This window comes from Meiothermus sp. (assembly GCF_037443965.1).
GTDB lineage: Bacteria > Deinococcota > Deinococci > Deinococcales > Thermaceae > Meiothermus.
Window position 1 is genome coordinate 42317 of sequence record NZ_JBBINI010000018.1, and the last position, 15587, is coordinate 57903.

Annotated in this window: 11 protein-coding genes; 10 read left to right on the forward strand and 1 reads right to left on the reverse strand. The window is 64.8% G+C overall.

Annotation, left to right across the window (positions count from 1 at the left end):
• The first annotated feature begins 18 nt into the window (after positions 1-18).
• The 8 genes from WKI89_RS10765 to WKI89_RS10800 are packed head-to-tail and all read left to right on the forward strand — an operon-like array spanning position 19 to position 9667.
• A complete protein-coding gene (locus tag WKI89_RS10765; RefSeq protein ID WP_337869512.1) occupies positions 19-870 on the forward strand; it encodes a sugar ABC transporter permease in 852 nt (283 codons plus the stop codon).
• A complete protein-coding gene (locus tag WKI89_RS10770; RefSeq protein ID WP_337869514.1) occupies positions 867-1667 on the forward strand; it encodes a carbohydrate ABC transporter permease in 801 nt (266 codons plus the stop codon). The genes WKI89_RS10765 and WKI89_RS10770 overlap by 4 nt, the downstream gene beginning before the upstream one ends.
• Positions 1668-1685: 18 nt before the next feature.
• Positions 1686-2747 carry an ABC transporter ATP-binding protein gene (locus WKI89_RS10775; RefSeq protein WP_337869515.1) on the forward strand — a complete coding sequence of 354 codons (1062 nt, stop codon included), beginning with the start codon at positions 1686-1688 and terminating at the stop codon, positions 2745-2747.
• A gap of 2 nt (positions 2748-2749) precedes the next feature.
• The gene (locus tag WKI89_RS10780; RefSeq protein ID WP_337869517.1) at positions 2750-4051 is read left to right on the forward strand and encodes a trehalase family glycosidase; all 1302 of its coding nucleotides are present in this window, start codon (positions 2750-2752) and stop codon (positions 4049-4051) included.
• Positions 4052-4109: 58 nt separating this feature from the next.
• Entirely contained in the window at positions 4110-5780 is a 1671-nt protein-coding gene (locus WKI89_RS10785) for a sugar phosphorylase (RefSeq protein WP_337869519.1), read from the forward strand.
• A gap of 10 nt (positions 5781-5790) precedes the next feature.
• Positions 5791-6828 (forward strand): zinc-binding dehydrogenase, encoded by a 1038-nt coding sequence (locus WKI89_RS10790; protein ID WP_337869521.1) that lies wholly within the window; start codon positions 5791-5793, stop codon positions 6826-6828.
• Complete coding sequence (locus WKI89_RS10795) at positions 6825-7814, forward strand: Gfo/Idh/MocA family oxidoreductase (protein ID WP_337869522.1); 990 nt, start codon at positions 6825-6827, stop codon at positions 7812-7814. The genes WKI89_RS10790 and WKI89_RS10795 overlap by 4 nt, the downstream gene beginning before the upstream one ends.
• The gene (locus tag WKI89_RS10800) at positions 7811-9667 is read left to right on the forward strand and encodes a glycoside hydrolase family 36 protein (protein ID WP_337869524.1); all 1857 of its coding nucleotides are present in this window, start codon (positions 7811-7813) and stop codon (positions 9665-9667) included. The genes WKI89_RS10795 and WKI89_RS10800 overlap by 4 nt, the downstream gene beginning before the upstream one ends.
• Positions 9668-9669: 2 nt before the next feature.
• On the opposite strand, the gene WKI89_RS10805 is transcribed toward WKI89_RS10800, so the two are convergent.
• Positions 9670-10281 (reverse strand): lysoplasmalogenase, encoded by a 612-nt coding sequence (locus WKI89_RS10805; protein WP_337869526.1) that lies wholly within the window; start codon positions 10279-10281, stop codon positions 9670-9672.
• Positions 10282-10358: 77 nt separating this feature from the next.
• Here WKI89_RS10805 and WKI89_RS10810 point away from each other — a divergent pair, with 77 nt between their 5' ends.
• Together WKI89_RS10810 and WKI89_RS10815 are read left to right on the forward strand one after the other, a co-directional pair.
• Positions 10359-11093, forward strand: coding sequence for a DUF1175 family protein (locus WKI89_RS10810; protein ID WP_337869527.1), 735 nt, complete (start codon positions 10359-10361; stop codon positions 11091-11093).
• A 12-nt stretch (positions 11094-11105) separates the two neighbouring features.
• Positions 11106-15581, forward strand: coding sequence for an MG2 domain-containing protein (locus WKI89_RS10815; RefSeq protein ID WP_337869529.1), 4476 nt, complete (start codon positions 11106-11108; stop codon positions 15579-15581).
• Positions 15582-15587: the final 6 nt, after the last annotated feature.

Below are 15587 nucleotides of genomic sequence, written 5' to 3' on the forward strand. Positions count from 1 at the left end.
TGAAAGTGGAAGGGTCAGATGCGTAGCGAACGGTATATCCCCTACGTGCTTATCTTGCCGAGCGTGCTGTTTTTGCTGTTTTTGTTTGCTTGGCCGCTGGTCGAGGCCCTGCTCTTGTCGGTGCGGGGCAGCGGGGGGCAGTGGACGCTCGAGAATTTCCAGCGCATGGCCGCCGATCTCTACTTCCGGGATGCCCTCAAATATACCTTGCTTCTGACGGTGGTTATTGTCCCCTTACAGGTGGTGATGGCCTTGGGGATGGCTATGTTGCTGGGGGGCATCTCCAAAGGCCGTGACCTGTTTTTGTATGTGTGGACGATCCCGTTAGGAATTTCCGACCTAGCCGCCGGTATCGTATGGCTCTCGATTTTTACCGAGCGCGGCTACCTCAACAGCTTCCTGCAGGGTATCGGGGTGATTCAGCAACCACAACTGTGGCTTAGCTACGAGACCCCCATGATGATTTTTGTGGCGGTGGTAGCGGCAGAGGTCTGGCGGGCTACCGCCATCGTGTTTGTGATTCTGGTCGCCGGCTTGCAACTGATTCCCAAAGAATACAGCGAGGCCGCCGAGGTGTTTGGGGCCACCCCCTGGCAGCGCTTCTGGAAAGTCACCCTGCCCCTGCTTATGCCCAGCCTGCAGGTGGCCCTCATCCTGCGCACCATTCTGGCCCTCGAGGTCTTCGCGGTGGTGGTAGCGCTGGGCGGGCGCAACCTGCCGGTGCTGGCGGGTGAGGCCTACTACTGGTACAACGCCTACCAGAATCCGGGGGTGGCGGCGGCTTACGCGGTCATCATCCTGGGCATCTCGGTGGTGGCCACCCTGCTGTACTTACGATTGATGCGCTCCAAGCAGGATGGTGCGGCATGAACCTGCGTCACCTATATATGCTCCTGGCGATCGTGCTGGTGCTATGGGTGCTGATTCCCATCTTTCTGATCGCCACCCTGGCCTTTAGCGACCGGGCCTCGGTGTTTGCCTGGCCCAAAGGGCTTCTGCCCCAGCAGTTTTCTTTGGAAACCATCGCCTTCTTCTTCGGCGTGGAGGGGGTCTGGAAAGCCATCCGCAACAGCCTGGCGGTGGCCGCCATGACCCTGGTGTTCTCGGTACTGCTGGGGGCCCCCGCCGGCTACGCTCTGGCCCGCTACCGGTTTGCCGGTGCGGACGCCTACCGCCTGCTGATTCTGATGACGCGGGCTTTTCCCCTGGCCATCCTGGCCATCCCGCTGGCGGTGCAGTTCCTTCAGTTGGGCATCTACGACACCCCCTTTGGGGTGGCGCTGGTGCACACTGCGCTGGCCCTGCCGTTTGCGGTACTGGTGACCAGCAGCCTTTTTCTGGGCATACCCAAAGAGCTGGAAGAGGCCGCCTGGACGCTGGGCTGCAACCGCATCCAGGCCTTTTTGCGGGTGGTGCTGCCGCTGGCCCTGCCGGGGCTGGCCGCTACGGCCATCTTCGCCTTTGTGATCTCGTGGAACGAGGTGTTCGCCGCTACCCTGCTCACCCTGCGCGAGCGCACCCTACCGGCCTTTTTGCTCACCTCACTCAATGACTCTCCCCTGCCCTTCCGCTTTGCCGGCGGCTTCTTCCTGATCGTGCCGGCCCTGGTCTTTATCTTCATCATCCGGCGCTACCTGTTTACGCTGTGGGGCATCGCCAACCGGTAAGGGGTTTCTAGGAGGTTTATGGCTTCCATTCGAGTGGAAAACATCGAGAAAACCTTTGGCAAGTTCAAGGCTTTGAACGGGGTTTCGCTCGAGGTGCGTGACCAGGAGTTCGTGGTGCTGCTGGGCCCCTCGGGCTGCGGCAAAACCACCCTGCTGCGCATCATCGCGGGCCTCGAGCAGGCCGAAAAGGGGCGGGTCTGGATTGGGGATCGGGACGTGACCGAACTCCCACCTCGTTCGCGCAAGATCGCTATGGTATTCCAGAACTACGCGGTTTTTCCCCACCTCACGGTGTATGAAAATATCGCCTTTGGTCTCAAAATGCAGAAAGTGTCCCCTGAAAAACTGGCGGCCAACGTGGAGCGAGCCGCGACCCTGATGCACATCGAGAACCTCCTCGAGCGCTATCCGGCCCAGCTCTCCGGTGGCCAGCGCCAGCGGGTTGCGGTGGCCCGGGCCCTGGCGGTAGAACCCGAGGTGTTGTTGATGGATGAGCCCTTGTCCAATCTGGATGCCCTGCTGCGCCTAGAGATGCGGGCCGAACTCAAGCGCCTTCTGGCCGAGAGCCGCACCACCACGCTCTACGTAACCCACGACCAGGTGGAAGCGATGAGCCTGGCCGACCGTATTGCAGTCATGAACACCGGATATGTGGTGCAATACGATGAGCCGATGAGGGTGTATCAGGAGCCAGCCAACACGTTTGTGGGTGGCTTTATTGGCAGCCCACCCATGAATTTCTTGAAGTTGCCGGTCGAAGGTAAGCAAGCCAAGATTCAGTCGCTTACCCTGGATTTGCCCACCGCTGTATCCGGCCAGGAAGTCTTGTTGGGGGTGCGGCCCGAAGACCTCGAGGCTCATGCCGTGCAGCAACCGCAAAGCTTCCCTGCCGAAGTGCTGGTGGTGGAGCCCCTGGGCCCCCATCTCCTGCTGACCTTGAGCTTTGGCAGACAACATATCAAAGCCACCGTACCCCCAGACTTCGAGGTCAAGGCTGGGCAAACCCTCTGGTTCAGACCCCAGCCCGATCGCCTGCGCTGGCTTGATCCCAGCAGTGGTCAAGCCCTGACGGTGAGGTAGCCATGCAAATCCAGGAATCCCTCGTTCAAGAAGCCCAGCGGATTCTCCAAGCCAATGACCGGGAGGGCTTCACCATTCCGACGGCTGGCCTCTACCCTTTTCAATGGCTATGGGATGCGGGCTTTACGGCCCTGGGCTGGATGCAGTTTGACGAAGCCAGAGCCTGGCAGGAATTCGATTTGCTCTTCCAGGGACAGTGGCCAAACGGCATGCTGCCGCACATCATCTTCCACAAACCCGAACCTACCTACTTCCCCGGCCCCGAGCGCTGGGGGGTGGCCCGCACCCCGCCCACCTCGGCCATCACCCAGCCGCCGGTGGTGGCCACCTTTGTGCGCTGGATGCTCGAGCAGGCCCAGGATCGGGCTTTAGCCGAGGAAAAAGCCCGGCAGCTCTACCCCAGAATTCTGGCCTACCACCGCTGGTTCAAGCGCGAGCGCGACCCCCAGCACACCGGCCTCGTCACCGTGCTGCACCCCTGGGAGACCGGGGCCGACAACAGCCCGGCCTGGGACGAGGCCCTGGGCCGGGTGCAGGTAGACCCCAGCCTGCCGCCCTACACCCGCCGCGATACCTCGCACGTAGACCCCAGCCAGCGCCCCCACCAGAGCGAGTACGACCGCTTCCTGACCCTGCTCGAGGTCTACAAGCGCGCCGGCTTCGACCAGCTCCGCCTGGTGCAGGAGTGCCCCTTCCGGGTAGCCAGCCTGCTGATTGATTGTGTGCTGCACCGGGCTAACCGCGACCTGCTGTGGCTATCGAAGCGGTTTGGCTTTGGCGATGAGGCCGAAATCGCTGGGTGGCTCGAGGCCAGCCAGCAGGGCATCGAGGGCCTGTGGGACGAGGCCGTCGGCCTTTACTTCAACCTAGACCTCACAACCGGCCAGCCCATCCGGGTGGGGGTCTCGGCCTCGTTTTTGCCGCTCTTTGCCGGAACCGCCAGCCCGGAAAGGGCCCGGCGCCTGCTGGGGAGCCTCGAGGGCTGGGCCAGCCAGGTGCGCTACCTGGTGCCCAGCACCGACCCCGGGAGCCCCCACTTCGAGCCGCAGCGCTACTGGCGGGGCCCGGTCTGGGCGGTGGTCAACTACCTGATCGCCCTGGGTTTTGCCGAGTACGGCTACCCCCAGGTGGCCGAGCGCATCCGCCGGGAGACCCTGAAGCTGTGCGAGACGGCGGGCTTTAGCGAGTACTTCCATCCCCTGACCGGGCAAGGACTGGGCGGTGGTTCCTTCTCCTGGACGGCGGCCATCTACCTGGCCTGGAGCCAGAGCCCGCACACGCCCGGCGCTGGCAGCAGTCTTTAGTGGGCGTGCCCATTTTGCAATAATCGAGCCAACCCCTGAGGAGCGACCACATCCCACCATGACCGCGCACGCCGACATACATCTGAAGCTGAAAGACCACCTCGAGTTTCTCTACCCCGGTCGGGGCCAGGAAGTGCTGGGGCAGCTCATGGCCCTGCTCGAGCGCTATCCCGACCTGGCCCGGCCCCACCCCACCCCCCCCTGGAGCGAGCAGGACGCCATCCTCATCACCTACGGTGATCAGATTACCCAAGCCGGTGAAGCCCCGCTACAAACCCTACACCGCTTTCTACGCCAGCACCTCCAGGGGGCCTTCTCCGGGGTGCACATCCTGCCCTTTTATCCCTACACCTCCGACGATGGCTTCAGCGTGGTGGACTTCAAGCAGGTCAAGCCCGAGTGGGGCACCTGGGAAGATGTACGGGCCATTGCGGCGGATTTTCGGCTGATGGCCGACCTGGTCTGCAATCACGTCTCGGCCTCGTCGCCGTGGTTTCAGGCTTTCTTGCGCGACGACCTCCATTACACAGACTATTTTACCGTGGTGGAACCTGGCACCGACCTCTCGCAGGTCTTCCGGCCCCGCGCTTTGCCGTTGCTCACCCCTTTCCAGACCAAGAGCGGCGAGAAGCTGGTCTGGACAACCTTCTCCACCGACCAGATTGACCTCAATTTTGCTCACCCCGAAGTGCTGTTGGAGGTAATAGATGCCCTGCTGTACTACGTGCAAAACGGCGCACAGCTGATCCGGCTTGATGCAGTGGGCTTCATCTGGAAGGTGATCGGAACCAGTTGCATACACCTGGAAGGTGCCCATCGCATCGTCAAGCTGATGCGGCTGGCCCTAAATGCGGTGGCTCCCCAGGTGGTGCTGATTACCGAGACCAACGTACCGCACCAGGACAACATCGCGTATTTCGGCAACGGCCACGACGAGGCCCAGATGGTCTACCAGTTCCCGCTGCCCCCTTTAGTGCTGCACACCTTCCGCGCCGGTGACGCCAGCAAGCTGGCCGCCTGGGCCGCCAGCCTGAAGCCGCCCTCCGAGCGCACCACCTTCTTCAACTTCCTGGCCTCGCACGATGGGCTGGGGGTGGTGCCGGCCCACGGCATTCTGGAGCCCGAAGAAATCGAGGCCCTCGTCCAGCAAGCCCTGGACCACGGGGGCCGGGTCAACTACAAGGACACCCCGGCAGGCCCGGTGCCCTACGAGCTGTGCCTGACCCTGTTCGATGCCCTCAATCATCCCCACGGCGACGAGGACGAAGACCTCAAGATCGCCCGCTTTCTGGCGGCCCATGCCGTTCTCCTGAGCTTGCAGGGTGTACCGGGGGTCTACATCCACAGCCTCTTCGGCTCCCCCTCCGACCACGCAAGCCTGGAAGAAAGCGGTATCAACCGCCGCCTCAACCGGCACAAGTTCACCGGGCCGGAGCTGGCTGGGCTGCTCTCCAACCCCCATTCGCGCGCCCACAAGGTGCTGGCCCGCTTCATCCACCTGCTCAAGGTGCGCGCTTCTCACCCGGCCTTTCATCCCAACGCGCCCCAGACCGTCATGGCCTCGAGGGAGGTGCTGCGTATCATTCGGGGCTACCGCGACCGGCAGGTGGGGTGCTACATCAACGTGACCAACCGGCCCCAGCCCATCCGGCGGGTGGGGCGCGACCTGATTAGCGGCAAATACTTTGCGGGCAGTCTGCCGCCCTACGGGGTGGTGTGGCTGGTTTGAGAAAGATGCTATGGGACAACAGATGGTTTTTCCTTCGCCTCGGCAGGTTGCCCTCGAGGACACCCCCGACCCGCCGCTTGGGCCCGGCGAGGTGCGGGTCCGGACGCTCTTCTCCGGCATCAGCGCCGGCACCGAGCTGACCCAGTACCGCGGCAGCAACCCCTACCTGCACAAGCGCTTCGACCTCGAGCGGCGGCTGTTCGTGGACGACCGGCCCGGCCTGGCCTACCCGCTCAAAGGGGTGGGCTACGAGCAGGCGGGCGAGGTGGTGGAGGTGGGCCCGGAGGTCACACAGCTTCGGGTTGGACAGAGAATTTGGGGCTCTTGGGGCCACCGCAGCCCGGTGGTGCTGGCCGAATCCACAGCCGCCCCCAGGGTTTTGCCCGAGGGCACCGACCCCCGCCTGGGCATCTTTGCCCGCATCGGGGCCATCGCCCTGGGTGCGGTGCACGATGCCGAGATTCATCTGGGCGAGACCGTAGCCATTTTTGGCCTGGGCGTGGTGGGGCAGATCGCCCTGCAACTGGCCCGGTTGAGTGGGGCCCGCGTAATCGCGGTGGATGGCCTCGAGAAAAGGCTGGCCCTGGCCCGCCAGCTCGGCGCAGAACACACCCTGAACTTCCGCCAGGTCAACCCCGGCGAGGCCATCAAGGCCCTTACCCAGGGACGCGGGGCCGATGTCAGCCTGGAGCTGAGCGGTGCGTACACCGCCCTGCACGAAGCCATCCGGGCCACCGCCTATAACTCGAGGGTGGTGGTAGCCGGCTTCTTGCAAGGCGAGGGGGTAGGCCTGCGGCTGGGAGAGGAGTTCCACCACAACCGCATCGAACTGGTCTCCTCCCAGACCCAGGGCATTGGCCCCCGTTTGGCCCACCGCTGGGATCGCCTCCGGCAGGAGCAGACCCTCATGCAACTGGCCACCCAGGGTGGGCTGCACCTGCTGCCCCTGATTACCCATACCTTCCCCTTTGCAGAGATCGGAGCCGCCTTCGCGCTGCTGGATCAACAGGCCAGCGAGGCGGTGCAGGTCGTGCTGGAGTTCCCATGAAACCCCTCAAAACCGCCATCCTCGGCTGCGGCGGCTTCGCAAAACGCCACGCCCAGGTGCTGCAACAACTCCCCACCGAGGTTCAACTGGTTGCCTGCTGCGACCGCAACGCCTGGAAAGCCCAGGAATTATCCGCTCAGTACAGCGCCGGCCAGGCCCAGGTTTTCACCGACCATACCCGCATGCTGGAGGCCACCGACCTGGATATCCTGATCGTCTGCCTCCCCCCCTACGGCCACACCGACGAGGTGGAGCAGGCCGCCCAGCGCGGCATTCACCTGCTCATCGAGAAACCTATCGCGCTGAGCCGGGACAAGGCCTGGCAGATGGTCGAGGCCAGCGAAAAGGCCGGCATCAAGACCCAGGTGGGTTTTATGTACCGCTTCGGTGAGGCCCTGGAGTACCTGCGCACCCTGGACAGCGGCCCCGTCGGTCTTTTTAGCGCCCGCTACTTCTGCAACGCGCTCCATGCCCCCTGGTGGCGCGACAAAGAAAAATCCGGGGGCCAGCTCGTCGAGCAGGTCATCCATATGTTCGACCTGATGCGTTACCTGATGGGCGAGCCGGTCACGGTCTACGCCAAGCAGGCCAACCTCTTCCACCAGCAAACCCCCGGCTACAGCGTCGAGGATGTGAGCGCCACCATCGCCACCTTCCCAAACGGCGGCCTGGGGGTCGTTTACGCCAGCAATGGGGCCATTCCGGGGCAGTGGATCAAGGACTTCAAACTGGTCGCACAGAACCTTACCGCCGCGTTTGGCGACACCAACCAGGCCCGCTTCTTCTTTACCGCCCAGCCGGGGGTGCCCACCCAGACCATAGAGTCCAGCCGCGACCTCTACCTGGCCCAGCTTCAAGACCTCATCCAGGCCATCCGCAGCGGTGGCCCCACCCGCACCCCCCTGCGCGAAGGCGCAAAGTCGTTGGAACTGGTGCTGGCCGCCCGACAGTCTGCCGAAAGTGGGGCCGAGGTCAGGTTGGCATGAACCTTACCCTCAACCCCGACCAGACCCTGAACTTTCTGGGAAGCGCCATCCGGCTCTTGCAGGCCCGGCCGGTGGTCAACGGGCGTTTGCTCGAGATCACCTCGGCAAAGGTGGAGCAAGAGCATCCAAATCGGTGGCAGGCGCACTACCACAGCCCGACGGGGGTCTTCTGGGTGAAGGCCTGGCGGGAGGAGCCGATCTGGAAACTGAAGTTTGGATTGGATGGTTTCACCGGCAATTTCCCACTGGACTCCTTTGGACTGCACTTTGCGCAGATCGTGGGAGCCCAGAAATACCTGCGCCAGGGCTACCATAGCTGGGACGGGGCCGGGTATGTGGCCCTGGGCGAGGCCCGCCAAACCGGCTATGCACTCACCCAACTGCTGGGCGCGTCCGGCCCCAACAGCGTGGTTTTGGGCTTCGACCGGCACCACCGCTTCCAGCACACCTTCACCTTTGAAGGCTCGTCGCTCCGCCTCGAGGTGCTGTGGGATCGAAGAAGCGCCGGGCAAATCGAGTCGGAATGCCTGCTGATCTTCGAGCAGGACGGCGTCGAAGAGGCTTTGCGCAGTTGGGCGCAGCAGGTAGCCCAGGCGGCCCCCGACCCCCCGCGCCGGCCCGCCCAGCCCATCACCGGCTGGTGCTCCTGGTACAACCTGTACGCCGCCATCAGCGAAGAGAACATCCTGGAGCACCTGCGCGGCGTGGAGAAGGTCTGCAAGCGCGAACACCTGCCGATGCGGGTCTTCCAGCTCGACGACGGCTTTACCCCCGAGATGGGCGACTGGCTCGAGTTCAAACCCCAATTCCCCCGAGGGATTAAGCCGCTGTTGGACGAGATTCGCGCGGCGGGCTTGGTTCCGGGGCTGTGGATTGCCCCGTTCGTGGTGGGCAACCGCAGCAAGCTGTTTCAGCAGCACCCCGACTGGGTGCTGCACGAGCACAGCGGCCAGCCGCTGGTACAGATGCGCTTTTACGGTGAGTTCCGCTGGCACAAACGCAGCGAAGAGTACTACATCCTCGACGCAACCCATCCCCAAGCCCTCGAGTACCTGCGCAACGTTTTTCGCGTCTGGCGGCAGGACTGGGGCTGTGAATACTTCAAAACCGATTTCATGTTTTTCGGGGCCGAGTATGGCCCGGACTGCGTGGCCTACCATACCCCCGGCCTGAGCAGAATCGAGGTCTGGCAGCGGGTGGCCCGGATGATTCGCGCCGAGATCGGGGGTGCGCTGTGGGTGGGCTGCGGCATGCCGCTGTGGGCCTCGGTCGGGCTGGTAGATGGCAACCGTATCGGGCGCGATGTGGGAGCCGAGTGGCTGCCCGATACCTACGAACGCCTGTACGGGCTGGCCCTGCGCAACTTCGGCAACCACCTGCTCTGGGAAGCCGACCCCGACTGCGTGCTGTTGCGCGAACGGTTCCATTACCTGAGCGAGCAGGAGCAAACCGGTCTGGCCTTGTTTTTCGGGATGATGGGTGGGGTTCTCCTCACCAGCGACACCCTGGACGAAATTTCCACCGAACGCCTGGCGCTGTGGCGGATGCTGCTACAGTCTGCGGGGGGTTCCTGCCGCTATCCCCTGCTGGGCTCGGACGACCGGGTGCTGGTGCAGGTCAGGGGCCATTGCCCGGCAGCGGTGCTGGCCTTCAACCTGAGCGACCAGACCGTCCAGCGCACCTACCCGCTGCACACGCTGGGCTTACCGGCTGGGCTGGTGGGTTACGACTGGCACCGGCGCGAATGGCTGCCCCAAAGCGAACAACTCGCCTTTACCCTGGCCCCCCACCAAAGCGCCCTGGTCTTTTTGAGCGATGGGCCGCTCGAGCCGCCTCCCACCCAGCTTCCGTAAGGCTACCGTGCGGCCCAGGCCAGCAGGTACTGGGCTGCGTAGTAAAGCGGCAGGCCCAGCAACGGATTCAGCGGCTGCTGCACCACAAAGCGCTGGCGGGCCACGAACAGGTCGGAGAGGTAGAAGAGCAGCGCCCCCAGCCAGATCTCGCTCTGGGCAGTGCCCAGCCCAGCCCAGAACATCAGGCTGATGACCACCCCGTAGGCCAGCACCGGGGCCTTCCAGCCTCCCAGATGGGGCCATAGCCAGCGCAGCCAGCCATACCCCATCGCCAGCACCAGCAGCAAACCCCCCAAGGAGGGCGTGCCTACCTGCACGAAAGCCCCCAGGTAGGCCAGGTGGGCCAGCAGAAAGGCCCCCAGACCGGCCAGAAAAGCCCGGCTCGAGCCAAAGAGCAAAAGCACATCCCCCACCGCCGAAAGCAGCAACCCCACCAGCACGAGCTGTGCGAACCAACCATCCACACCCAGGCTAAGGGCGAAGAGCAGGAACCCCAACGAGCACAGGGATTTGAAGAGGGCTCGAGCCGCGCGCCGGTTCTGCCACTCTGCCCACAGCAGCCCCACCAGGCTGAGCCCCCCCAGCCCAAGCACCCCCCAACTCCAGTCGTTCATAACGTTGCACACCGCCTTGAGCCAGCTTTTAGACGGCCCCTAGCTTACCTTGGGTCGCGCTACAATCGGAATTGATCATGAGACACCGGGCCAGCAGGCGGTGGGTGGGGCTACTGGGGTTGATTCTGGCGGTAGGCCTGGCCGCGCCGTCGTCTAACCTTGCCGACCTCGACCAGGACGGCTACCCCGACGTTGCCGAGTTCCACAGCGCCGCCCAGCGCGAGGCGTTTTTGGAGTGGTTTGCGGCCATTGCCGAGGCCCAGTTCACCGCCCCCTCGCCCGCCTGGCCCCCCCAGGAGCAAGACTGCGCCGGCCTGCTGCGCTTTGCTTTTTTTGAGGCCCTGAAGCCCAAAACGGCGGCCTGGTTCCAGAAATTCCCCTACCTGCCCGGGGTAGCAGCCCCGCCCCTGAGCACCTATCCCCTGCCCCAGATTGGCCGCGCGGTCTTCCGCATCGAGCCGGGGGCCTACCGCCCGGACGATGTGCAGGCGGGCCGCCTGGTACCCTGGGCCAGCGCCATGTATCTGATGCGGTACTCGAGCGTCTTCCTGGGCCGCACCCCCGACAAAGCCCGGCGCGGCGACCTCTTGTTTTTCGTGCGCCCTCTGGCACGGGGCTCGGCCTATCACAGCATGGTGTATCTGGGCAATAACCTGGTGGTCTACCACACCGGCTACGCCCCCTCCGAAGGGGGCGAGGTGCGCATGGTGAGCCTGGAAACCCTGAACAAGCACCCCCAGAAATACTGGCACCCCCGGCCCGACAACCCCCACTTTTTGGGCTTTTACCGCTGGAAAATTGTGAGTTATTAGGAGGCTACGGAGATGAAGCGTTTTGGGCGAGCAGGGTTCGGCATATTCGGGTTGTTTTTGTTGAGTCTGATACCAGGGTCAGCCCAGCGCCCAGAACCCCAGTTGTACGGCGGCGGAACCTACAGCCCCACCCAGCCGGTGCGGCTGGAGTACTACCTGCCGGGGGGTGGCCGTAGCCAGATCCGCCTCCTGCGGATTCGCAACCCCGAGAAGGTGGTGGAACTGGGCGGTCCGCGCGACTTTCAGCGCACCGGCGAGCTGGACCTGTCGCCGGTGCGCACCGTGCCGGTCTTTCGCACCCAGAATAGGCCCTACGGCGAGGTGAGCCTGGGGCGGCTACCCGAGGGCCTGTACCTGGCCCAGATTGGCGCCCCCCGCCCTACCTCGGCCACGCTGGTCCTGGTGACCAACCTGGGGCTGGTGGTCAAGTCGGAGCCGCAACGAATCCTGGCCTATACCGCCAGCCTGGATAGCGGACAGCCGCGCACCGCCCAGATTTTTGTCTCCAAGGACCGGCGCATCGTGCAGCAGGGGCGGGCCGAGGGCGGGCTGGCCCTGCTCCAGAGCAACCTGCCCGACACCAGCAACCTGTTTGTGGCGGCCCGCTCGGACAGCTCCTGGGCCTTTAGCAGCGCCTACTGGCAGCGCTGGAACCTGGAAAAGAACCGGCTTTATCTGGTTACCGACCGCCCGGTCTACCGCCCCGGCCACACGGTGTTTTTCAAGGGTACGGCCCGCAGCGCCAGCGGCCTGCGCCCCATCGCCAATCAGCCGGTGGAGCTGGTGGTGCGCGACTACGACGACAACGAGGTGTTTTCGGGCCGCTTCAGCACCGACGCCTACGGTAGCTTTTCCGGGCAGTTTCGCCTGGGGCTGGACGTGCGGCTGGGCGGGTATACGGTGGTGGCCCGTCTACAGGGCGAGGAGCACATCGGCGAGTTCGAGGTGCAGGAGTTCGTCAAGCCCGAGTACCGCGTGGAAGTGGCCCCCGAGAAACCCGTAGCGGTGCAGGGGGAGAAGGCCCGCTTTGTGGTGAAAGGCGAGTACCTGTTTGGCGGGCCGGTGGCAGGCGGCAAGGTCAGCTACGCCCTCATCCAGCGGCCCTACTACCGCTTTGCCTACGTCTCGAGCTTCGGTTTCTACGAGAATTACGACTACGAAGACACCTACCAGGGCCGGATCATCGAGCGGGGCGAAGGGCGGCTCAATGCCCAGGGGGAGCTGGTGGTGGAGGTACCCTTGAAGCCCCTGGGGGAAGACTACCGGCTGACCCTCGAGGCCGGTGTCACCGACGAGGCCGGGCGGGAGATCAGCGGAACCGGGTTTCTCACCGCCTACCGGGCTGGCGTGGTGCTCAACGTCCGCACCGACCGCTACGCCTACCAGACCCAGGACACCCTGACCGTCACCGTGCAGGCCGAAGACCTCGAGGGCAACCCGGTCGCGCTGCCCTTCACCCTGAGCGCCAACCGCGCCTACTGGGTGCGGGGCCGGGGCGAACAGCAGGAACGCACCGCCCGCCTCCAGGGGCGCACCGACGCCAGGGGCCAGGCCACGCTCCAGCTCAGGCTGCCCAGGCAGGGCTCGTATGCCCTGGTGGTGGAGGCCCGCGACGGCGCCGGGCGGGCCACCCAGGCCCAGGAGGGGGTCTGGATCTCGGACGGTTCGTACTGGTTCTGGGACTATAAAAGCCTGAAGATTACCCCCGACAAGCCCCAGCACGGGGTGGGCGAGACCGCCCGCTTCGTGGTGCAGTCGCCGGTGGCCGACGGCTGGGCCCTGGTGAACCTGGAAGGCCCGGGCCTCCGCAAGCCCGAAATTGTGCGCTTCCGGGGTTCCACCTTCACCTACGAGCTGAAACTCACCCCGGAGATGGCCCCCAATGGCTACCTCGCGGTCACGGTGCTGGGGGGTGGCGAGTACTACAGCGAGGTGGCGGGCTTTTTGCTGCCGCCAGCGGAGAAATTCCTGAACGTGGCGGTGGCCTCCAATAAAACCACCTACAAGCCGGGCGAGACCGCCATCTACCGGCTCAAAGTGACCGATGCCAGCGGGCGTCCGGTGAAAAGCCAGGTCACGCTGGGCCTGGTGGACGAGGCCATCTACCTGGTGCGGCCCGAGAAGGCCCCAGACATCCGGGCCTTCTTCTGGGGCCTGAAGTCCAACGTGGTGGGCACCCAGACCGCCGGGGGCTTCTACTTTGGCAACGTGGCTCCGGCTCCCGCTGTTGCGGCCCGGGCCCCCATGGACAAGGCCGTCTTTGGGCAATCCAAGGAATCGCTGGCGGCGCCCAAAGTGCGGGAGGATTTCCGCGATACCATCCTCTGGCTGCCCGCGGTGGAGACCGACGAACAGGGCGAGGCCACGGTAGAGGCCCGCTTCCCCGACAACCTGACCCAGTGGCGCCTGACCGCCCGGGCCATCTCGCTTGCGGATACCGTTGGGCAGACCACCCAGACCGTAACCACCACCCTGCCGGTGGTCGCCCGGCTGAGCACCCCGCGCTTCTTGGTTCGGGGGGACGAGGCCACCTTGCGGGTGATCGGGCAGAACAACCTGGGCCAGAGCCAGACCGGCCAGCTACAGCTCGAGGCCACCGGGCTCAGCCTGCTCTCCCCCCCGACCACACCGGCCCAACTGCCCGCAGGGGGCCGGGCCGCCGTCGGCTACCTCGTGCGGGCCCAACAAAGCGGTACCGCTACCTTGGAAGCCTCGGCCCTCACCCCGGCCGCCTCCGATGCCCTGCGCACCCGGCTGCCCATCTTCCCCAAGGGCCTCAAGCAGGAGCTGGGCTGGGCCGGGCAGTCGGGGGATCGCTGGGCGTTTAGTCTGCCCCCCACTACCGACCCCGGCCAGACGCGGGGCCGGCTCTACCTCACCCCCTCGCTGGCCGCCGCCGTGACCCCGGCGCTGGCCTACCTAGCGGGCTACCCCTATGGCTGTTCCGAGCAGACCATGAGCCGCTTTTTGCCCAGTGTGCTGGCCAGGCAAGCCGGCCCCCTGGCCCAGCTCCCCGAGGAACTCGCGCAAAATCTGGACGACTTTGTGGCGGCGGGCCTCAAGCGGCTCTACGACTTCCAGCAGGAGGACGGCGGCTGGGGCTTCTGGCAAAACGATGCCTCTTCGGTCTATATCTCCTCGTACGTGCTGACCGGGTTGTTGCAAGCGCAGGAGGCCGGTTACCGGGTGCGGCCGGAGGTGCTCGAGCAGGGCGTCGCCTACCTGCTCAAAACCCTGAACCGCCCCGACGCCCACACCTACGCCGCCGACGCCGTGGCCTACGCCGCTTATGCCTTTGCCCTGGCCGGGCCCGCGTATATGCCCAAAGAACGTTCCTCCATCGGGACAGACTTCGTTCGTGCGCCTGGTGGCTTGCAGCGCTCCAACCAACCGCAACTGACCCGAACCGCTTATCAGCAAGCTCAGCCGCTGAACCTTGGCTACCTGCAAGACTACCTGAAAAGGCCCGACCTCACCCCCTACGGCCACGCGCTCATCGTGCTGGCCTACCACCACAACGGCAACCGAACCCTGGCCGAGCAAGCCCTCGAGGCCCTGCTAGCCAAACTGACCGAACGCGAACGCACCGCCTACTGGGAGGTGCGGGCCCCGCGCTGGGCCTGGAACGACGACCGCATCGAGGCCACCGCTCGAGGTCTGGAAGCCCTGGCCAAGTTGCGCCCCAACCACCCTGCCGTCCCCAAGGTTGTGAACTGGCTGATGCAGGAGCGCCGGGGGGCCCGCTGGGTCTCCACCAAGGACACCGCCGCAGTGGTGATCGCCGCGCTGGCCCTTGCGAAGGCAACCGGCGAACAGCCCGGCGAACAGGAGGTGCAGGTTCGGGTCAACGGACAGACGCAAACCCTGAAGGTTCCGGCCAGAGGGGCCGAGCTAGCCCTGGAAGGCCTGAAGGTGGGCGAGAACGAAGTACAGGTCATCAGCAACAATCGCCTGTATACCAGCGGCAGCGTGAGCTATTTCGAGGAGAAGGAGTATCTGCGTTCGGAGTCCCGCGGCCTGCGGGTGGCCCGTACCTACCAGAGGCTCACCCCCCGCTACGACGCCAAAGCCGAACGTTTTGTCTACGAGCAGAGCCCCCTGACCGGCCCGGTCAAGGCCGGGGAGCTGGTGCTGGCAACCCTCACCGTGCGCCCCGAGCAGGGCGCGCTAAGGTATGTGGTGGTGGAGGAACCCACCCCGGCGGGCCTGGTGGTGGTGGAAAACGACGACTCCTTCCGCATTGCCGGGGTGCGCTCGCGTTTTGGCGACGACTACTACGGCTGGAACTACTGGTTCGACGGGCGGGAGATCCGCGACCGGCAGGTGGAGTTCTTCTTCAGCTACCTGAGCGGCCCCGTCACCTTCACCTACGTGCTGCGGGCCGAGACCCCTGGCCGCTTCACCGCGCTGCCTACCCTGGCCTGGATGATGTACGAGCCGGAGGTGCGCGGGGTGGGAACGGTACAGACGCTACAGGTGAGGGAGTGAGGTGAG